This is a genomic window from Bifidobacterium aesculapii, assembly GCF_001417815.1.
GTDB lineage: Bacteria > Actinomycetota > Actinomycetes > Actinomycetales > Bifidobacteriaceae > Bifidobacterium > Bifidobacterium aesculapii.
In genome coordinates, this window is sequence record NZ_BCFK01000020.1 from 34,511 (window position 1) to 55,270 (window position 20,760).

Annotated in this window: 18 protein-coding genes; 16 read left to right on the forward strand and 2 right to left on the reverse strand. The window is 58.0% G+C overall.

Annotation, left to right across the window (positions count from 1 at the left end):
• Positions 1-257 precede the first annotated feature (257 nt).
• From BFAL_RS11500 to BFAL_RS02360, 4 genes are all read left to right on the forward strand, one after another.
• Complete coding sequence (locus BFAL_RS11500; protein WP_152973490.1) at positions 258-443, forward strand: BrnT family toxin; 186 nt, start codon at positions 258-260, stop codon at positions 441-443.
• Positions 415-672, forward strand: a complete 258-nt coding sequence (gene brnA / locus BFAL_RS02350; RefSeq protein ID WP_055426832.1) for a type II toxin-antitoxin system BrnA family antitoxin — start codon at positions 415-417, stop codon at positions 670-672. The genes BFAL_RS11500 and brnA overlap by 29 nt, the downstream gene beginning before the upstream one ends.
• Before the next feature lie 155 nt (positions 673-827).
• Positions 828-1,094: a hypothetical protein gene (locus BFAL_RS02355; RefSeq protein ID WP_055426833.1), complete on the forward strand. Its 267-nt coding sequence runs from the start codon at positions 828-830 to the stop codon at positions 1,092-1,094.
• A 10-nt stretch (positions 1,095-1,104) separates the two neighbouring features.
• On the forward strand, positions 1,105-1,374 hold the full coding sequence (locus BFAL_RS02360) for a ribbon-helix-helix domain-containing protein (RefSeq protein WP_055426834.1): 270 nt from the start codon (positions 1,105-1,107) through the stop codon (positions 1,372-1,374).
• 368 nt (positions 1,375-1,742) lie between these two features.
• Here the strand turns inward: BFAL_RS02360 and BFAL_RS02365 are convergent, their stop codons facing one another.
• Entirely contained in the window at positions 1,743-3,191 is a 1,449-nt protein-coding gene (locus BFAL_RS02365; protein ID WP_055426835.1) for an ATP-binding protein, read from the reverse strand.
• Positions 3,192-3,638: 447 nt separating this feature from the next.
• On the opposite strand from BFAL_RS02365, the gene BFAL_RS02370 reads away from it, so the two are divergent.
• The 11 genes from BFAL_RS02370 (at position 3,639) to BFAL_RS02420 (ending at position 16,762) form a co-directional block, all read left to right on the forward strand.
• Positions 3,639-4,877 (forward strand): nucleotide sugar dehydrogenase, encoded by a 1,239-nt coding sequence (locus tag BFAL_RS02370; RefSeq protein WP_082440293.1) that lies wholly within the window; start codon positions 3,639-3,641, stop codon positions 4,875-4,877.
• Between the two features lie 66 nt (positions 4,878-4,943).
• Complete coding sequence (locus tag BFAL_RS02375; protein WP_055426837.1) at positions 4,944-6,230, forward strand: nucleotidyltransferase family protein; 1,287 nt, start codon at positions 4,944-4,946, stop codon at positions 6,228-6,230.
• 108 nt (positions 6,231-6,338) lie between these two features.
• Positions 6,339-7,466 carry a glycosyltransferase family 1 protein gene (locus tag BFAL_RS02380; protein ID WP_055426838.1) on the forward strand — a complete coding sequence of 376 codons (1,128 nt, stop codon included), beginning with the start codon at positions 6,339-6,341 and terminating at the stop codon, positions 7,464-7,466.
• On the forward strand, positions 7,463-8,728 hold the full coding sequence (locus BFAL_RS02385; protein ID WP_055426839.1) for a glycosyltransferase family 4 protein: 1,266 nt from the start codon (positions 7,463-7,465) through the stop codon (positions 8,726-8,728). Before BFAL_RS02380 ends, BFAL_RS02385 begins: the two co-directional genes overlap by 4 nt.
• Before the next feature lie 2 nt (positions 8,729-8,730).
• Positions 8,731-9,978 carry a glycosyltransferase family 4 protein gene (locus BFAL_RS02390; RefSeq protein ID WP_152973491.1) on the forward strand — a complete coding sequence of 416 codons (1,248 nt, stop codon included), beginning with the start codon at positions 8,731-8,733 and terminating at the stop codon, positions 9,976-9,978.
• Positions 9,979-9,994: 16 nt separating this feature from the next.
• A complete protein-coding gene (locus BFAL_RS02395; RefSeq protein ID WP_055426841.1) occupies positions 9,995-11,422 on the forward strand; it encodes a lipopolysaccharide biosynthesis protein in 1,428 nt (475 codons plus the stop codon).
• 35 nt (positions 11,423-11,457) lie between these two features.
• Positions 11,458-12,540 (forward strand): polysaccharide pyruvyl transferase family protein, encoded by a 1,083-nt coding sequence (locus BFAL_RS02400; protein WP_055426842.1) that lies wholly within the window; start codon positions 11,458-11,460, stop codon positions 12,538-12,540.
• A gap of 28 nt (positions 12,541-12,568) precedes the next feature.
• Entirely contained in the window at positions 12,569-13,711 is a 1,143-nt protein-coding gene (locus BFAL_RS02405) for a glycosyltransferase (RefSeq protein WP_055426843.1), read from the forward strand.
• 24 nt (positions 13,712-13,735) lie between these two features.
• Positions 13,736-15,031 (forward strand): O-antigen ligase family protein, encoded by a 1,296-nt coding sequence (locus tag BFAL_RS02410; protein ID WP_055426844.1) that lies wholly within the window; start codon positions 13,736-13,738, stop codon positions 15,029-15,031.
• Positions 15,018-15,740 (forward strand): acyltransferase, encoded by a 723-nt coding sequence (locus BFAL_RS02415; protein ID WP_160319019.1) that lies wholly within the window; start codon positions 15,018-15,020, stop codon positions 15,738-15,740. Before BFAL_RS02410 ends, BFAL_RS02415 begins: the two co-directional genes overlap by 14 nt.
• A 26-nt stretch (positions 15,741-15,766) precedes the next feature.
• Positions 15,767-16,762, forward strand: coding sequence for an acyltransferase family protein (locus tag BFAL_RS02420; RefSeq protein ID WP_055426846.1), 996 nt, complete (start codon positions 15,767-15,769; stop codon positions 16,760-16,762).
• On the opposite strand, the gene BFAL_RS02425 is transcribed toward BFAL_RS02420, so the two are convergent.
• Positions 16,721-18,142 (reverse strand): hypothetical protein, encoded by a 1,422-nt coding sequence (locus tag BFAL_RS02425; RefSeq protein WP_152973493.1) that lies wholly within the window; start codon positions 18,140-18,142, stop codon positions 16,721-16,723. The two genes, BFAL_RS02420 and BFAL_RS02425, sit on opposite strands and share 42 nt — an antisense overlap.
• A 594-nt stretch (positions 18,143-18,736) precedes the next feature.
• Here BFAL_RS02425 and BFAL_RS02430 point away from each other — a divergent pair.
• Positions 18,737-20,203, forward strand: a complete 1,467-nt coding sequence (locus BFAL_RS02430; protein WP_082440290.1) for a tyrosine-protein kinase domain-containing protein — start codon at positions 18,737-18,739, stop codon at positions 20,201-20,203.
• Positions 20,204-20,760 lie beyond the last annotated feature (557 nt).

The window sequence follows — 20,760 nt, forward strand, 5'->3', positions numbered from 1 at the left end:
GTCCTCGACTGAGGACCCGACCCCAAGTCGGCTCTGTGTTCTCAGGCCCAATACTGGGGATAGCGGTCATAGCGGATATAGCGTTTGCCGGCATCCGGATTGTCGATTTCCATATTTATCGCATATCCGATAGGTGTAATATCGATATCCATAAGGAGGTCTGCTTGCTATTTGAGTATGATCCGAACACAAGCGCCGCCAATCTGGCCAAACATGGCATCGACTTCGAGGACGCTTGACACTTATGGGACGGGCCTGTGCTCAAGGTGCCGACCTACGCGGGAACCGACGAGGAACGCATCATGGTCATAGGTCTGATTGACGGCAGACACTGGTCAGCGATAACAACCACAAGGGGCGACCGCACGAGAATCATATCCGTACGCGGATCTCGCAAGAACGAGGAGGCAGCATATGACGGAGCAGCAGATCAAGGCGGCTGACATCGACCGCAAATTCGATGACGGTGAGGACGTGATGGGCTATTTCGACATGTCGCGTGCTGTGGTGGAGGACGTTTCCACCACGCGCAAGGTGAATCTCACGGTGCCGAAATGGATGGTGGAGCGTCTGGATAGTGAGGCCGAGCATCTGGCGGTGTCGCGCAACGCTCTGGTCAACATGTGGCTGGCGGAACGCATCAAGCGCGAAGAACGAGAGTTTGTGCATTGAACGATCATGGGATTGCTTGCGCGCATTCGTGTCTGTTTCGACGATTGTCCGTGCACGATTCACCGTGCGTGCTCCGCGCCGGCCGCGTCATGGTGCATAGCGTGTCTTCATATTCAGGGGATAGGCTGAAAACCACTAGTGAAAGGTGGTGTCTTATGCCGGTTGGCGATGTTGTCGTAGATCCGCGCGTGAATATGCGGCATCCCGACGTGTCCGAGCGTTCGGTGTGCGTGGCGTGGCGCAACGTCGTGCGGTTCATGCCGCGAGATGGTACCGACCCATTGCGTTATGTGGCGGTCGGGTACGACGAATATGGCCGACTGTTGGAGATGATCGCCGTGCTGGATGAGTCTGATAGGTGGCATGTGTTCCATGCCATGAGGGCGACTCCTAAAGTGTTGCGTGAATTGAGATTGTCGTAAGGAGGGCATTATGTCTTTTGTTGCCAAGGGTGGCCGTGTGGTCACTGACGAGATGCTGGACGAGTGGGCGGATGATGCCGATAATGGCGAGTTCGGCGGCAGGCCGGGTGATGTGTATTCGGGCCCGGTCGTTCCGGTTGCGCAGGCTGAATCTGTCAGTCGTACGTTTTCGTTGAGTGCTGACATGTCGGCCATGTTGGATGCCATGGCGAAACGTCGCGGTGTTTCCGCTGACGATATTATGCGTCATGCGCTCGTTCGCGAGTTCGCTTCTGTCTGAGTTTATCGGCGTGCTGGTTTTTCGACACGCCGATTTGCATACTCACAGATGATGGAAATGCGTGGAGCGCCGTCGTTCCATACGAAGTTGGACTCGAGTGCGTGGTGCGGTGTGCTCCACATGAGGCCTGCGGGGGTGCGCCGGCGTGCGGCGTGTTTCTTTTGCTTTTGGAAGCAAAAGAAGCACAAGGAGAGTAATGGCGGCGGTTTCGTTGGAATCAAGCCGTTTTGGGTGCTTTCCGAGGGTGCTGCGCAAGCTGAATCGACCGCAGAATCGCCGGAAATGCAAATGGCGGGCAAAAGAGAACTCGCGGTCGAATCCCTAAGGGCCCGACCTCAAGCACGACCACAAGTCGGCCTTGTGCGTTCTCAAGCCCAATATGGGAGATAGCGGACGTACCGTTTGCCGGCATCCGGGTCGTCGATTTTCAGCTGGTGCTCGTCGAGACACATTTTGATAAGCCGTGAAATCTGCGATGCGGCGCTCGATGGCAGGCCGAAACGTTCACGCAGGCTGGCGTTGGTCATGGGCTGTCGTTGTGCGTATTGTGCGCACGCATGCCAGTAGGCCGCATCCATGCGCTGTTGCCGCGTGAGTTCACGGAATGGCGTGGATTGCGTGAGCACCACGCGCATGTTGTCTCCGGGTTCCTCCGCTTGCGGTGCGGGAAGATGGTGCCGTTCGCAGTCAAGCACCACCTTGTCCCACCCCGACCCGGCTTCCTCGCAAAGGTGCAGCCTGCGGCACAGCGCCGCCATGCGTTCGTTGCGGGAGTGCGGAGGGTCATTCAGCAGTCGCGCCACATCCACCAGTGAGCGGCCGGGATTGGTGAATTCAAGACGACCGTCGAAGATGCAGACCATGGGGCCGGCTCCGGTGATGGAAAGGTCCTGGTGGATGAGCATGTTGGCGGTGAGTTCGCGGAGCGCCGTATGGGGGAAGGCCCGTCGTGTCACCTGTCGGGCTCCCTCGATGGTTTCCTCTTCCGGCAGCAGTGCTTCGATGTAGTCCAGCATCTGGTCGAGTTTCGCGTACCCGTAGGGGAATGTCTTGCTTCGCGAGGGGGCGATGGATGATGGGCCGTCATAGCGGATGACCCGTAGTGCTTTTCGCGCCACGCTGGGGAAATCGTTGAGGTTGCGCGCGAACATGAGTGCTCCCAGGTTGGTGATGGCGTATCGTCCGCTGTCTTGTTCGCTGATGAGATGCTCGCTGGCCAATAGGTGGAGCATGTGTTCCGTCGACGTGGTTTGCGGGATGCCGAGTTGCTGCCGGTACCAGTCGGTATCCAGTTTGGCGAGTATCTCCTCGTCGGTCAGCCCGTTGAGTGCGTGTTGCAGTTCGAACACTTCCGCGCGAGTGCGGTTCCACAGTTCCTCTTCGCGGCGGGAGCCGTGCTTGAGCTCTTGCGTGGATGAGCCGGTACGAATGTAGGCGAGGCCTTGCCACAACACCGGTCGGTATTGGGCGGGCCAGATGCGTAGCAGGACGAGGTGCTTGCCGAACGCTTCCGCTTCTTCGAAGCGGAATTCCGCGTTGTCGGACAGATGCTGACGCAGCCAGAGTTCGAGTTCCTGGTTGCCGATCTTTTTGGTCTTGGGATTGAACGTCGTACCTATGAGTTGGTGAGAGGCGTCGTCGATGCCCCATACCTTGTATGCGAAGGTGTGGCCGAGTAGTGCGGCCGAATTGGCGAGGGCGGAGATGTCGCGGCCGATGCGGTCCGGATCGGTGTTGCCGTGCTTGAATTCAAGGCATTCGTTTTCGCTGCTCTGGCTGGCGAGAGCCGTGATGAGCGTGATGATGTCTTCCGGCATGTGGTGTCTCCCTTGTGCTGTTGTAGGCCATACTAGTTTCTTTTGCTTTTGGAAGCAAAAGAAACACACGGAGGATGATACCGGCGGTTTCGTTGGAATCAAGCCGTTTTGGTGATTTCCGCGTGTGCCGCGCAAGCTGAATCACCCGCAAAACCGGACGCGAATGCAAATGGCGGGCAAAAGAACGATGACGAGTGGGATTCGTAGCGGCTTTGCGCGATTTTGGTGCGCTGCGGCCCCGCGCAGCGCACCAAAATCGCGCGGAGACAGGGGCGGTGGAGGGAATGGGCGCGCGGTGCCCCCTTGCGTTATAGTGAAGGCAGTTTGTCGCAGGAGCGCGCCTCCGGGTGGGGCGGAATACCGGGCGTGCGCCCGGTTGTGCGGATCGCGGCGGTATGGTGGATGCCCGGACGAGAGGATGATGGCGCAGTGAGGGATTTCGACTCGTTGAAGATCGCGGTGGCAGGCACCGGTTATGTGGGATTGAGCCTCGCCACGTTGCTGTCGCAGCATCATCAGGTCACGGCGGTGGACATCATCCCCGCGAAGGTCGATATGATCAACGAGCGCAAGTCACCCATCCAGGACGAGTACATCGAGAAGTACTTCGCCGAGAAGCCCCTTGACCTCACGGCCACGCTGGACGGTGAGAAGGCCTACTCCGACGCCGATTTCGTGATTATCGCCGCCCCGACGAACTACGACAGCCAGAAGAACTTCTTCGACACCTCGGCCGTGGAGTCCGTCATCGATCTGGTGATGAAGGTCAATCCGGACGCGATCATGGTCATCAAGTCCACGATTCCGGTGGGCTACACGAAGTCCATCCGCGAGAAGACCGGCTCGAGGAACATCATCTTCAGCCCGGAGTTCCTGCGCGAGTCCAAGGCCCTGTACGACAATCTCTACCCGAGCCGCATCGTGGTCGGCACGGATCCGCAGGACGAGCATCTCGTCAAGGCCGCGCACACGTTCGCGAAGCTGCTCCAGCAGGGCGCCATCGAGGAGAACATCCACACGCTGTTCATGGGCTTCACCGAAGCGGAGGCCGTGAAGCTGTTCGCCAACACGTATCTGGCGCTGCGCGTCTCCTACTTCAACGAGCTCGACACGTACGCCGAGTCCAAGGGCCTTGACACGCGCGAGATCATCGACGGCGTGTGCCTGGACCCGCGCATCGGCACGCACTACAACAACCCGAGCTTCGGCTACGGCGGCTACTGCCTCCCGAAGGACACGAAGCAGCTGCTCGCCAACTACCGGGACGTGCCGGAAAACCTCATCCAGGCGATCGTCGACTCGAACACCACGCGCAAGGACTTCATCGCGGACAGCGTGCTCAGGAAGGCCGGCTGGTACGGCTACAGCGACAACAACGAGTACGATGCGGTCGACGAGAAGCCGGTGACGGTGGGCGTGTACCGCCTGACCATGAAGTCGAACTCGGACAACTTCCGCCAATCCGCCATCCAAGGCGTGATGAAGCGCGTGAAGGCCAAGGGCGCCACCGTCATCATCTACGAGCCGACGCTCGAAAACGGCTCCACGTTCTTCGGTTCAGAAGTGGTCAACGACATCGACGAGTTCAAGCGCCGCAGCGATGCGATTCTCGCCAACCGCTACAACAGTGTGCTCGACGACGTGAAAGACAAGGTGTACACGCGCGACCTGTTCCGCCGGGACTGATCAGCGGACTGGATGAACGGACTGACCAACTGACTGACCCAGACGGCTTGCGGGGTGGTGACGGCTATGGACGGGATACGCGTCTTCGATTTCGATGAGGGATTGTACCTGTGCCGTCTGATCGCGTGCGCCTTGCAGGGCGTGCGATGCCCCGACGATGCGAAGCCCGAGACCGTTTCATGGCATGACGTATTCGACCTTGCGAAGCTGAACAGCGTCGAGGCGATCACGTGGATGGGATTGCCTGAGCATCCGGTGCCGCCGATTGATGCGGATCTGAGCGACGAGTGGCGACGTTGCGCGGATATGACGCTGTTCCGCCAGCTTCAGTTCGATGCGGAGCGGGAGAGTATAGCCCGTGGACTGGTGGACAGGGGCATCTCCTTCCTTGCGCTCAAGGGAGCTGCCATGAGCGCGTACTATCCGTCCGCGGGCATGCGTTCGATGAGTGACAACGACATCCTGTACGGCAGGATCCGGCCGCTTCCGGACGTTCCGGATGGTCCGGACGGTCTGGACGGTCATGACGGTCACGGGTATGAGGCGTTCGACGAGCGGCGATCCGCGGACGACGTGCGCGAGGTCATGCTCGGTCTCGGCTATACGCTGTATGACGTGGCTCATGGCGAGATGGATTTCGTCCGGTCGCCCATGCTCACGTTCGAGATGTTCCAGGAGATCTCCCGTCCGGGCAGCGAGCATCACGACTATTACGCCAACCCGTGGCGGCGCACGGCGCCCCGCGACGCCGCATCGTTCGAAGCCTGTAAGGGCGCCGGCGAGATGCGGTGGCCCATCGAGGACGAGTACCTGTTCCATCTCGTGCACATGTTCAAGCATTGGGAGCATGGAGGAGGCTGTGGCATCCGGTTCGTGGCGGACGCGTATGTGTACGATGTCGCCATGCATGACCGCGGAGCCGATGCCGGGTATGTGCGCGGTGAGTTGGAGAAGCTCGATCTTGTCTCGTTCGAACGCCGCGTGCGGGGTCTCGCGGCGCTCGTGTTCGGTGGGCGTTCGGCGTCCGGGAAGCTTCGTCCGGCCGATTTCACCGATGAGGATGCGGCGTTCCTGCGCTCGCTGCTGACGTGCGGGATCTACGGCAATCTCGGGTTCAAGGTGCAGCATGATGTGGAGCGGTCCGTCGCCGCGGGGTCTTCCGTTTTTTCTGGTCGGCTGCGGTACTTGTGGTCGCGCATCTTCCCGAGCCGTGGTCTGCTGGTTTCCGCCTACCCTTGGCTGGAGGGGCGTCCGTGGCTCATCCCGTTCATGCCCGTGTACCGTTTGGTGCGGGGGCTGGCGTTGCATCGGCGGAAGGTCATCGGCGAATTGCGGGCGTTGTTGTTCCGTTAACGCTCCCGACATGACGTGTATGGTTATGCGGGCATTGTGGGACATAGGGTGTCGGTAGTCTTGACGATGGTGAGAGTACGTAGACCGTTGTGTCCGGGAGGAGAACGCATGCCGGTAGTTCGTGTTGCGCAGATTATGGGCCGCATGATGGGCGGCGGAGTGGAAGCCACCATCATGAACCATTACCGGCATATCGACCATGACCGTGTGCAGTTTGATTTCATTGTGGACGATGATTCCACCGTGGTGCCGCGCGCGGAGATCGAATCGTTGGGAGGGCGCGTGTTCGTCGTGCCGGCCTATAAGCGGCTTCCCGCGTATCTGCGTGCGTTGCGCGTCCTGTTCGCCGAGCAGAGGCCGGACATCGTCCATTCGAATCTGAACTCGCTGAGCGTGTTTCCGTTGAGCGCCGCGAAGAAGGCGGGCGTGCCGGTCCGCATCGCGCACAGCCACAGCACGTCGAACCCGGGGGAGAGGGCGAAGACCGCCATGAAGATGGTGTTGCGCCCGTTCTCGCGCGTGTACCCGACCGATTACGCGGCCTGCTCGAATTTCGCCGCACGTTGGCTGTTCGGCGACAAGCTGGTGGATGCGGGTCGCGTCCGCATCATGAAGAACGCCATTGATGTGGATCGGTTCGTCTTCGACGCCGCTGTCCGGGCAGCCAAGCGCGCCGAGCTTGGGGTGGATGATGCGCAGCCGGTCATCGGCCAGGTGGGGCGCATGTGCTTCCAGAAGAACCAGATGTTCACGCTCGACGTGTTCGCTCGTGTGTTGGAGCGTCGGCCGGATGCGGTGCTCGTCTTCGCCGGCGACGGCGATATGATGCCCCGGGTGCGTGACCGGATTCGGGAGCTCGGCATCGAACGCGCGGTTCGAGTGCTTGGTGTGCGGGATGATGTGCATGAGCTGTATCAGGCGTTCGATATGCTGGCGTTCCCCTCCACATACGAGGGGTTGGGTATGGCGGCCATCGAGGCGCAGGCGTCGGGCATGCCGGTCATCGCTTCCGATCAGGTGCCTGATGAGGCCGGCATCATTCCGGGACTGGTGCGTTTTCTGCCGTTGGACGACGTTGATGAGTGGGTCGATGCGCTTGCTTCGGCCGATTCCGTTGCCGAACGTGCGGATGAGAGGGATGCGGTGTGCGCCGCGGGGTACGACATCGAGGACAGCGCGGCGAGACTGTGCGACTGGTATGAGGAATTGGCGAGGAAGGAAGGAAACGAGCGATGACCGATGAGAGGAAGCGGCGCAAAAGGGTCGCCGTCGTGACGTCCGGCTATCTGCCGGTGCCGAATGTGTTGGGCGGCGCCGTCGAGGCGTTGGACATGGTGATGGCGCGGGAGAATGAGAAGACTCCGCGATTCGATTTCACGGTGTTCTCCGCATGGGCGGACGGCGTGGACGAGGCCGCGCGGGGATTCACGCACACGGAGTTCGATTTCGTGCATGCCCCGTGGTTCGTGCGCGCTGCGGACCGGTGCGTGTACGCGCTCGCCAAGTACGTGCTGCACAAGCCCAAGCTGATGAGCTACCGGTACATCGTGCAGCGTCTGTGGTACATCCGCCATGTGGCGGCGCAGCTTGCGAAACGGGATTTCGACGCGGTGATGATCGAGAACCACGCCACCTTGTTCATGACGATGCAGAAGCATGGGAATATGGACAAGTATGCGGGCAAGGTGTACTACCACCTGCATAACGAGGTCACGAATGATTTCGGCTGCAAGTCGGAGATCGCGCGCGTGCGCAAGGTGTTCGGCGTCTCCCACTACATCGTCGGCACGTTGGACGCGTTCCTTGCGAAGGCGAACGGCAAGGGGTTGGAGCCGGAGCAGAAGTCCGTGTGGCGCAATTGCGTGGACATCACGCGGTTCAATCCCGCTGATGGCTCGGTGCAGGCCGGCGGCAAGGCGTTCCGTGGCAAGCTCGGCATTCCCGAGGATGCGACCGTGTTCCTGTTCTCCGGGCGTCTCACGCCTGAGAAGGGCGCGCGGGAACTGTTGGAGGCGTTCGTCACGGCGGATATCGACAACGCGTATCTGGTGATCGCCGGCGCGTTCTTCTTCAACTCGAACATCGTGAGCCCGTTCGAGCGTGAACTGCACGAACTGGCGAAGCAGGCGGGCGACCGCATCAAGTTCACCGGTTTCGTGGACTACAAGGACATGCCGTCCGTGTATGCGATGGCGGACGTGTGCTGCCTGCCGTCCATCTGGGACGATCCGGCGCCGCTCGCCGTGATCGAGAGCCTCGCCTCCGGCAGGGCGCTCATCACCACGCGTTCCGGTGGCATCCCCGAATACGCGGACGATAAGGCCGCGGTGATTCTCGAGCGTGACGGCGATCTGACGGCCAATCTGGCGGACGCCATGCGTGATTTCGCCGCCGATCCGCAGAAGCGCGCCGCATACGGCGCGCACGGCCGCGAGCTCGCCGAACGGCTGAGCACCGCCGCCTACCTGAACCAACTCGTCGAACTGATGGGGGAGTGACCTTGGATAACAAGCGTAGGATTGCCATTGTTTCTGGTGGCGGATTGCCGGTACCGAATGTCGAAGGCGGTGCCGTAGAGGCATTGGTCAATATGCTGGCGACGGAGAATGAGAAGCGTGGCCTCATCGATTTGACGGTGTTCTCGTCCTGGACTGCCGCGGCTCAGGAGGTCGCCGACAAGAAGTCGGATGATGCCAGATCCCATACGCAGTACGTGCTGTTCAAGATGCCGTGGTTCGTGCGCCTTGTGGACAAGTGCATGTACTGGACGGCGAAGAACATCCTGCATAAGCATGAGCTGATGGCATACCGGTATTTCGCGCAGCGCCTGTGGTATGGGCATAAGCTGTCCCGGTACTGCGCGAAGCATGACTTCGATCGCATCGTCTTCGAGAACACGCTGTTGCCGATGCGCATGCTGAAGAACGCGAAAAACGCGAAGTACGTGGATCGCACTCTCGTACACATGCATAACCAGCTGACGCATACGTTCGGCATGGACGAATACCTGACCAAGATACGAGGGTACCTCACCGTCTCGCAGTACATTTCCCATGAGCTGGAGAAAGCCATTGCCGGTCTTGACCCGAACCGGTGCCGCGTGCTTCGCAACTGTGTGGACACAGGACGGTTCAATCCGCTGAGCAAGACCATTCAGGAGGGAGGTCGAGCCTTCCGAAAGGAGCTTGATATTCCCGAGGACGCCACGGTGTTCCTGTTTTCCGGTCGCCTTACCGCTGAGAAGGGCGCCGAAGAGTTGCTGGAGGCGTTCGTCAAAGCGGATGTCAGCAACGCGTATCTGGTGATTGCCGGCGCGTATTTCTTCAACTCGGGCATGGTCAGTCCGTTCGAACAGCGGCTCCACGAGCTTGCGGAACGACTGAAGGACCGCATCAGGTTCACTGGGTTCATCGATTATGAGAAGATGCCATTTGCCTATTCCATGGCGGACGTGTGCTGTCTGCCGTCCATCTGGGATGATCCGGCGCCGCTCGCCGTGATCGAGAGTCTTGCCTCGGGCAGGCCGCTGATCACCACCTATTCAGGTGGCATTCCGGAGTATGCGGATGATCAGGCTGCGGTGTTGTTCAAGCGTGATGACAGACTGGTTGATAATCTGGCCGAGGCTATCACGCGGCTGTCCGGTGACACGCAGCTGCGTGAGCGTATGGGACGGCATGGTTACGAACTGTCCCGCAAACTGACGTCGGAACAGTTCCTGCGTGATTTCGTGGCGTTGACGGAATGAATGACAAGGAAACCGAGTGAACAAGTATAAGAATCTGTTGTTGAACATCGGTTTGTTCGCGTTGAACATGTTCGCGAACAAATTGGTCGTGTTCTTATTGGTGCCCTTCTATACCTATTACATGAGCGCCGGTGAATACGGCGTCACCGATATGTCGTTGACCGTCATCACGCTGATTTATCCCATCGCGACATTGTCGATTGCGGAAGCGGTGCTGCGGTACGGTATCGATGATGCGAAGGACACGAAGTCGTATGTGACGGCCGGTGTTTTGATTACCATTGCCGGTTGCGGGATCGTGGCCGTTTGCCTGCCTTTGTTGGATCTGAATTTCTTCGGCGGGTTGGGAGCGTACAAGGGCCTGTTCCTGCTTGCCTTCAGCTCGAATGTGTTCATGCTGTTGTTCGGCAACATCGCGCGGTGTTTGAACCAAATCAAGATGATGACGTGGATTTCGATTATTTCGTCTTTGGTTACAGGTGGCTCCGCTGTTCTATTCGTGGGCATGATGCAGCTCAGAATTCCCGGATACTTCTATTCGGTGGCATTGGGACAGTATGTGGCGGTGTTGCTGTACCTGATTTGGGGCAAGCATTATCGGTACATCAGCATTGGGGCCATACGCGGTTTGCGTACATACGTCGGTCCGATGGTGCGCTATTCCTTCCCTCTCGTGCCTAATTCCCTGTTCTGGTGGATGAGCACCAGCATCAACCGGTTCTTCATCACCGGCATGCTGGGCATTACCGCCAGCGGCTTGTTCGCTGCTTCCAGCAAGATTCCTTCCATTCTGGTGATGATTTGTTCGGTGTTCCAGCAGGCGTGGCAGTTGTCCGCATTCCAGGAGTTCAAGAAGAGCGACATCAAGGGCTTCTTCTCGACGATTTACCGTGTCTTCAACGCGGCGATGATGATGGGGGCGGCGCTCATCATCGTGATCACTCCGGTATTGGCCAAAATCATGCTGCAGAAGGAATTCTTCGACAGTTGGTATCTGATTCCGATTCTGGTGCTCGCCATGTATTTCAATACGATGAACACCTTTTTTGGCACCATCTACACTTCCGCTATGAAGACCAAGTATCTGATGATCAGTACTGCCGTGGGAGGCGTAGTGGTCATGGTCATGACATGGGTGCTGGTACATGGAATCGGTTTGCTGGGAGCCTCCGTGGCCATGGCCATCGCCAATGCCGTGGTATTGGTAATGCGTATGGCGAATTCGCGTCCCATCATCGCGGTCGATATCCGATGGAAGTTCGTCATCCCCTGCAACGTGTTGCTGCTGTTGCAAGGTGTGGTGATGACGTTCCAGACGACGACGGCTATCTCCGTATCCGCTGTGCTGTTCCTTATCATCTGCGTTGTTTGCCTTCTGGACCTGATTCCTTTCATCAAGAAAACACTCACGTTGTTGTCGTCCCGCGCACGGAAGACAGCCTGACGAACGATATTCACTCGGTAGAGAATGGAAAAAACATGGTAATGAACCAGTACGTTAAGACCGCCATCAAAGATTTCAGCCTTGGCCTTGCCCGTTTGGAATCCACGTTTTCGCATGATCGGAAAGAGCTCGCGAGCAACAGGATTACATTGTTGGATACGGCGATCAACACCGAGAACTGCGGCGATCAGATCATCATGCATTATGCTGACAAGAACCTGAAGGAACTATTCCCCGGAGCGGTCCGGCAGGAGCATGTGCAGACCCACGGGTATTCCTCCACGTTGGAGCATGTTCCGGCGAGTACCCTGAAGATTGCCTGCGGTACCAATATGATCGCCACGGATATGGCCGGTTTCGGCCAGCTGATGACGCCGATTCTCAACCTGCGTTCATACAGGCATTCCGTGTGTCTGCTGGCCGTCGGTATGCGGTCTCTGACGGACATCGATGCCCCGTTCACGAAGTACTCGCGTGATTTCCTGCGTTTCGTGCTTACTCCCGATGTCATGCATTCCGTGCGTGACGAGAATACGAAGAAGAAGCTTGCGGAAATCGGCATCAAGAACGTCATCAACACCTCGTGCGTGACGATGTGGGGTCTCACTCCTGAATTCTGTGCCGCGTTGCCCAAGCAGAAGCACACCGAGGTGCTGACTACGGTCACCAACTATGCCCGAGACCCCGAATCGGATCGGTTCATGCTGGAGACTCTGCTGCAGGAATACGATCGTGTCCATCTGTGGGTGCAGGCCGAAGAGGACCGTGAGTACGTCGCTCAGCTGATTGATGCCGGATCCATTGACTACATCGAGCATTCCAAGGATGCCCTCGACCGGTTCCTCGCCGATAACGCCGATCACCTTGACTACTTCGGCACACGACTTCATGCCGGTGTCCATAGCCTCAATCAGGGCCTCCGCGCCATGATTGTGGAGGTCGATAACCGTGCGCGTGACATCGCTGCGGATACGAACCTTCCGGTGGTCACGCGGAAAGAACTTAAGCAGGCCATGGTGCCGCTCATCCGCGAGCCGCGAGCCACCGAGATTCATATTCCGCTTGACCGAATCAACCAGTGGAAGAGTCAGTTCATTCATTGGGGCGAATCCCGTTGAACGGTCACCGTACGGTCAAAGGAATGTGATGAGCGAGATCAAACGAATACTTGTATACGGGCTGGGTAGCAAGGTCGGCGGCCAAGAAGAATACATCATGAACCTGTATCGGCACATGGACCACAGCCGCATCGTTTTCGACATCATTCCCCATGGCAGTCCGAACTTCTATGCACGTGAGGAAGTCGAAAGCTACGGCGGACGGATTCTGCCGGTTTTCACTCAGGACGGTCAATTCTCAACATCGATGCTTGCTGATGTCTTGGACAAGGCCCGAGCCAATCACGACACCATCTATTTCAACATGTGTGCGTTGTACCGGTTGGACCCGTTCCTGCTCGCCAAGAAGAACGGATACGAAACCTTGTTTGTCCATTCGCATAACACGAAGGACCCGAGCAGAAGTCGTCTTGTCAATATGGTGCACTACATCAACCGTGTCATAGTGCGTAACTGGGCGAAACGATGCTTCGCTTGTTCGGTTCCCGCAGGGGAATGGTTATATGGCAAGTCCTACTTCGATAGACGAATCGGCGGTAAATGTGAGGTCGTGCCCAATGCCATCGACCTTGAAAAGCATTCGTATGACGAAAATGCAAGAGTTCGTGTACGCGGGGAACTTGGAATCTCCGCCGATGCGATAGTCTACGTCAACGTAGGACGTTTGATTTTCCAGAAGAATCAGTCCTTCGCGCTTCGGGTATTTGCGGAATTGTTGAAAGTCCAATCGGACGCATGGCTCCTATTGGCCGGTCAAGGTCCGGATCGTGATGAATTGAGGCGGATTGCATCGGAGCTGGGCATCGAGGAACGGGTGCGATTCCTTGGTGTGCGTAAAGACGTCCAGGATATTATGAGCGCGTCTGACCTTATGCTATTCCCCTCACGATTCGAGGGGCTTCCGTTGACGTTGTTGGAAGCGCAAGCCGCCGGGCTCCCGGTCATCAGCACTACCAGAATCCTAGAGCCGGCGACGGTGGTGGATGAGTTGATGATAACGATGGACGATGTCGATTGGAATCCGATGCATTGGTGTGAGACTGTGGCTGAATATCTGCGGACCCACACCAACGGAAGGCGATCGTATGCTGCGGAATTGGCCTCTGCCGGCTATGACATCAAACAATTGGCTCGGCACATGCAGAGTCTTCTGCTTGGTGAGATCGCATAGAGGGAAGCGTTAAGGATAGACAAGATGGATATTCTGTTCCAAATTGTGACGATGATGTTTCCCAAAGCGGGCGTGCAGGCCGGGGGCGTTCCTTTGACGTTGAATCTGGTATTGTTGGCTGCCGTCATTGTCAGAAATCCCAATCAGACGATGCTTGCGATTCAGAAGATCAAACCGGTTGGCTACCTGTATGCGGTGTTACTGGTATTTGGTGCCATTTCGCTGATTCTTTCCGTCGGTCACTGGAAGCTGTTCAAGATAGCTGAAATGATTACTGTGCTGGCCTCACCGCTGGCTATCGTGTTCGCTAGTCGTATGAACGCCGAGAAGATGTTACGTATTACCTGTATTGCGCTGATCCTGGTCGATCTCTACGCTGTAGTGCAATTCGCCGTGGGCATCGTCAGTACGGCGGTGCCGGGTCTCACATACACATATGGACAATCCATCACCAGTAAATCTCTCGGATATGGATATGGCTCGGGTGGTGCCGATTCGGCAAATAAAATGCCTTCCACGTACACCAACGGCAATTATCTGGGCATTTTCGACGTGCTCGGCATCGCGCTCATGTTGGCTTGGCGACCATTGACGAAATGGTGGAGGGCTTCGAGGATCATAGCCATCGTTCTCGGTGCTATTGGTCTTATGCTATGCGGTTCACGATCCATCGTTATACCGTTCATTCTCGTCTGTGTCTTTTTAGTCGTTCAGCGCTATCGTTCATGGCCCAGACGGATGAAAGGCACCTATCTTGCCATCGGTCTTGTCGGACTGGCGATCATAGTAGTGTATCTTGCGGTATTCCAGTCTAATATGATCAATCATTTCTTCAACCGCATCGTGGTCCAGACCGCAGGTGATTCCACGGGAGCCGGGCGCACGGTGCAATGGGAGAAGCTAGGGCAGAATATGCTGCTTCTTGGACCGTTGCAGATTAGCCGTCTGATGTTCTTTGGCCAGGAATCCACCTATGATCTGGGAGGTGAAGGTCTGCCTGAATTCTTCGCTACGTTTGGTGCGGTCAGCACATGCGCCTTTTACGGGATGATTGTGGCGGGAGTTGTTTATTGCATGAAGAACAAGCCGATTCAACCGATTGCGTTTGGTGTGCTTTGTTCCGGAGTGGCGTTTTCGGTCGATCAGTCGTTCTATTACCCGCCTACGGTCATGCAGGTTTTCATGGCGCTCGGTATCGCCGTTGCGATCATGGAGCGATATACATCGGACAGTGCCAATGATATGAATCACGTGATGACAATACGAGCGGCACAGCATCATGGTGCCGGAGAAAGGAGCCTTACCATTGCGCGCGTATAACACTACCCCGGTGGCTTTGGCTGTGAAGGCGGTCGCTGCTCTTCCCAAGAGCCTGTCCGTCAGCATCAGAGTATTTGGATTACGTAAAGGCCTCCGCCTGCCCATCATCGTGTCTCCGTTCACGATAATCAGAAACATCGATGCTTCGACGGTTCAGTGCGACATTCCCAGTGAGCAGGTGAGGACCGGCATGATCCGTATCGGATTCGGCAATGGTCCTGAGGGGATACTCGCCTCCAGACAGTCATACTTCGGCACTGATGGAAAATCTAGGATTGTGTTCAAAGGCTCGTGCTCGTTTTCGCGCGGATGCACCCTGAAGGCGGTCCATGGCGGTGTGCTCACGTTAGGCCGTGGGGTCGAATGCAATCCAGGAACCTATCTGTTATGCGCCAACAGCATCACCATTGGCGACGACTTCCTGTCGGGCTGGGATTGCGTCATCAAGGATAATGACGGGCATCCCGTAGTCGACGCCGATGTTGACTTGGATACGGTGCATGAGTTGGTCGATGAGGGCAAGCCGATCATCATCGGCGACCATGTCTGGTTCGGCGCGAAGGTCGTTGTATTGAAAGGCGCCCGCATCGGCTCAAACAGCATCGTGGGATGGGGAAGCCTGGTGACCAAGCAGTTTGAGGGTGAGCATCAGATTATTGCCGGTTTCCCGGCGAAGATTATTCGTGGGAACGCGAATTGGAAGCACTGAATCATCATTGACGGGAAGAGAGCAAGATGAAGCGTAGACAGGATATCGTCACTATCAGGGCGTTGGCCATCCTCGTGGTGATGCTTGGCCATAGCATCATCATCTACTCATCCGGATGGAACCTATATCCCACCATCCAAAGTGCTCCTGCACTGGCACATGTCAAGGACATTATCAACGTCATGCAGATGCCGTTGTTCTTCTCCGTGTCGGGATTCTGTCTGGTTTTCACGCTCAGTTCAAAAAGAGGCGTATCCGTTCTCGACAAAGTGAAGCGATTGCTTATTCCATTCCTGATCGTGGGGTTGTGCTGGATGATTCCGCTTCGTCTTGCTCTGGGATATCCGGGGTATCGAGGTCAACCGCTCTGGCGCATCGTATTGGTCGATTTGCTGCTCGACGTCGACAGCGGTCATTTGTGGTTCCTACCGACACTCATGCTCATGTTCATCGTCGTGATTGCCGCGTACAAGCTCTGCACAGCCGTGCGATGGCCTGAATGGTCGTTCGAAGTGGTATTGGTGGTTCTTGCAATGGGAGCCGCAGGTGCGGTAGTCATCTTCTCCGGACTCGAGACAGTGCCCTATGCGGGACGATTCGGACATAATTTCCTCTTCTTCGTGATGGGATATGTCTGGCATCGGCATGAGGGCATCATCATGCCGATGAAGACCTCCATCGGGAGAGTCGTTTCGGCAGCCCTGCTTGTCGCCGCATGTGTGGCCATTTGGTTCGGTGTTGGTGCAACCGGTATCGTCTCCGTTGCGTTTGCCCTGATTATGGTCGCGTGCATCTATGTGCTGGTGCCCGACTGGTCTTCCGAACCTGTCCGGTTGATTTCCAAAGACAGCATGGGCCTGTATCTGTTCCACTCCCCGATGCTGTACATTTCGTTTGCTCTCTGGCCGGATATCGCTCCATGGCTGATGGTTCTCATCAACTTCGTCGGCTTCGGTCTATGCGCGTTGGGCATCACCGAGCTATTGCGGAGACTCCATCTTGGATTCGTGCTTGGTGAATGAGATGTCGCTCATGCCGGTCGCCGCGAGGAACAGCCAGAAGGCGTAGAAGGCGTACGCCTCATACTGGCAGTACAGGTAGGCGAGCAGCAGCAGCCACACCACGGTGGTGAGGCTCCATTGGCGGTGACGGGTCACATGCGCCAGCACGGCGGTGGCCATCAGCACCAGAGTGACGATGCCGAACTCCGCGATGACGGAAGCGTACGCGTTCATCGAAAACACCGAAAGATCGCGCACATGGGCGAGACTGAGCATCTCATTCGTCATCGTGCCATGCCGCGACCTCACCCACGTGGCCGCATAGGGGAACCCGCGCCTCATCGCTTCGCCCAGATTGCCCGTGCCGAACCCCAGAAGAAGATGCGCCGGATCATGGATTCCCGCGAGCAGGGGAGACAACGTACGGAACAGTCTCGCGGACGCCGAGGCATCCCCATTCCAGAATCCGTGATTCCAAATCGAGCGCAGACGGGGATTGACGGCCACTGCGGCAATGGTGGCCGTCGCAAACACGGCCACGGTGCCACCCAAGCCGTGCAACAGCGTTCTGGCGCCGATCCTGCGCCATGGCACCATGACGATCAGACACGCCAAGGCGGCCACCATCGTATCGATGACGATGCGCGTGCCCGCGTTCATCACCATGGAGCCGACGGCGAAGCAGACGATCAGGGCGGCCAATGAACGGCGCCGCGTCAACCAGTAGACCGGCAGCAGCACGCCGAACAAGTGCATGCCGATATACGAGGGCTCCGTGAACAGGAACTGTGGACGCGCCGCCACATAATTGCGCTGCATCATCCCCATGAACAGCGTATGCAGACCATCGAGGTGCGCCGTGATGGAGATGAACTCGGCCACCCCCACGGCGAATGCGCACCAATACGCCACGACCAGCACCGTCACCATGGACGAGACCGGCAGCCTCCTGACATCGATGGCGATGACGAGCGACGCGAGGAAGGAGGAACCCAAGGCGATGGAAACGAGGGTGACCAGAGCGGAAAGCGGATGGAACGCGACCGTCAGCCAACCATACAGGCTGATGCCAAGCGCCCAGACCGCGGCGATGAGCCAAAACCGGTGGCGACGCAGCATCCGCAGCAGGGTTCTCCAATGGCACAGGGCATAGGCGGCGAACAGCAACGGCGAGATCGGATTCCAATACGGCATGGGCAGGCCGAAACGAAGTCCATCGACCGGCAGCAACGCAAGCGCCGCATAGTACAGGAGATCCGCGCGTTGTGGCGCGCGGACCCAGCGCGTGCGCGCCACGCACATGTCAATGACGGATGAGAGCACGCGCCCATCATGCACCGTCGCATTGACCGAAGCAAGCGCATCGTCGACGTCCGATTGTGCGCTGTGCCTTACGGCCACATTAATATGCCTGTAACGGAACTACAGTAAAGGCAGTACCCGTCTCAGTCGTTATCTCAGTCGTGTGTGACTGAGATAAGAGACAGGCACAAGCTCATTTGCAATGATGGTTATGTGGACTGGAGCATTTCGAACATGCCGTGCGTGAATTGTCGCTGAACATCTTCAATCATCCAGGTGAATGGCTGGATACGGCTACGTGTGGGGACTCCTGTTCCCCGCCACAGCAGGTGATCGAGACCTACTATCCGCAATGTCCCGCAATAGGTTCACCCGGTTCCTGCTGGTGTTCCACCGGGCGTTTCGGAGTATACGGAGCCATCCGCATGCGATGTTGCGCGAGCTTCGGCTTCTGCTGTGCGGCCGGTGAACCGGGTGCGGTTATGGCCTGAGGCTATACTGCCGATAAGGTTCCTTGATCAGTCGCGGACGCGATGGTACTGCATCGGCAGCGTCCGTCCACCAAAGCACCTCGAGAAGTAGGAGAGACCGGTGACATCGGATATTCCGGAACAAGACGTGAAAATTGTAGAGCAGACTCCTGCAGTCGCTGTGATAGGCAGCCGTGCCGAACCCAATGGCCAGGATTCCGGTATGACCATCATGGACATGCTGCGCATGATCGGCAAGCACTGGCTCACCGCCGTCATCGTGTTCATCATCGTGGTGGGCGCGGCAGCCGGGTTCACGTTCACCCGCACCAAGCAGTACACCGCCACCGCGCAGATGTTCGCCAGCTACAACAGCGTCGCCGCGGATGCGAACCTCAACAATGTGGGCGTGCAGTCGGCGGCAGGCTCTTATATCGCCACCCAGCTCACCAGCTATCCCGATCTCGTCAAGACCAGCGCCGTGCTGCAGCCGGTCGTCGAACAGGAGAGCGGAGACTACACCGTCGGCACGCTCGCCGGCATGGTGACCGCGACGAACCCCGAAGGCACGTACATGCTGAACGTCTCCGTGACGGGCCCGGATCCGCAGCAGTCCGCCGATCTCGCCAACAGCATCGCCAAATCCCTTTCCGATGTGGTGGCCTCCGAACTGTACTCCTCGGGCGAGCAATCCATCGTGAAGCTGTCCGTCGTGCAGAAGGCACAGACTCCGAGTGGCCCCAGTTCCCCGAATGTCATGCTCAACTTGCTGGCCGGCTGCGCCATCGGCCTGGTGCTCGCCATCGTCTGCGCCATCCTGCGCGACCTTCTGTCCCGCCGTATCCAGGACATCTCCGATCTGCAGGTGATCGCTCAGCAGGCGACCATCGTGGGCGTCATCCCGAAGGATGATGATCTCGACGGCACGAAGCCCATCGTCGTGACAAAGCCGGACGGCTCCATCGCCGAGGAATTCCGCCGCATCCGCACCAACCTCTCGTTCACCACCTCCAAGGACGGCGACAAGGGCCGGCTCATCGTGGTCACCTCGTCCATGCCGTCCGAAGGCAAGACCACCATCTCCTGCAACCTCGCCGCCACACTCGCCGAAAACGGCGCCGCCGTGCTGCTCATCGACGCCGACCTGCGCCACCCTTCCGTGGCGAAGCGACTCGGCCTCGAAGGCAACGTGGGTCTCGCGCACGTGCTGTCCAACCAGGCGACCGTCAAGGACGTGGTCCAGCGCTACTGGAAGCCGAACCTGCACATCCTGCCCGCAGGCCCGCGCATCCAGAACGCGTCCGTGCTGCTCAACTCGACCATCATGCATAGCCTCATCAAGCAGGCCGTGCAGCAGTACGACTACGTGATCATCGACACGACGCCGATGTCCGTCGCCAACGACGCCGCCGTGTTCGGCCAGCAGGGCAACGGCGTGGTGCTCGTCTCCGGCAAGGGCGTCACGTACAAGAGCGCGTTGCGCGGCACCGTCACCGAGCTTGGTGAGCTCGACGTGCCGATCCTCGGCTTCGTGTTCAACCTCGCCGACCAGCAGAAGAGCGGCGGCTACAGCTCGTACTACTACTACGGTTCGTACTACCACTACGGCGAGTACGGCTACGGCAGCGAGGACGCCGACAACGGCAAGCAGAGCAAGAAGAAGCCCGCCGGCAAGCGCGGCCGCAAGTAGCGCGGCCAGCCCGTTGGGCGTTGCCGGTGTTCTAACGCGATGGTCCCCGTTCGTACGGCATGTACGGGCGGGGACCACGCGTTATGCGGCATCATCACCGTCGTCGCCACCGGCGAGATCCTCGACGGCCAGAGGTTCTACACCGCACGCGAATACCAATGCCGTAGACCACCGGCGAACGTCAACGATGCTCCAGGACGGCAGTACAGTATGCCCTAGGACACCCCGTCAACCATCCCCGAGACATCCGTCAACCGTGCCCGGGACAATACACTGCTTTCAAGGTGGTGTCTCTCCGCCGGTACTGTGTCCAGCCAAAGTCTGGCCAAAGTCCGCCTGAAAATGTGCTTAAACCAGTCAAAAGTGCGCATGAAAATGTGATTTCTATATAGAAAAGTCCACCTGAAATATCGCGATGCCGGCGCGATCAAGGACATGCCGTTGTACATGGCCGGCATCGTCTGATCTCCGGCCGTGCCAGAATCAGCGGGAATCTGGCCCGCCGGTAGGTGATGGTGCCGTCCACCGGCAACAGCGCAATCGCCGCATTATCTCAG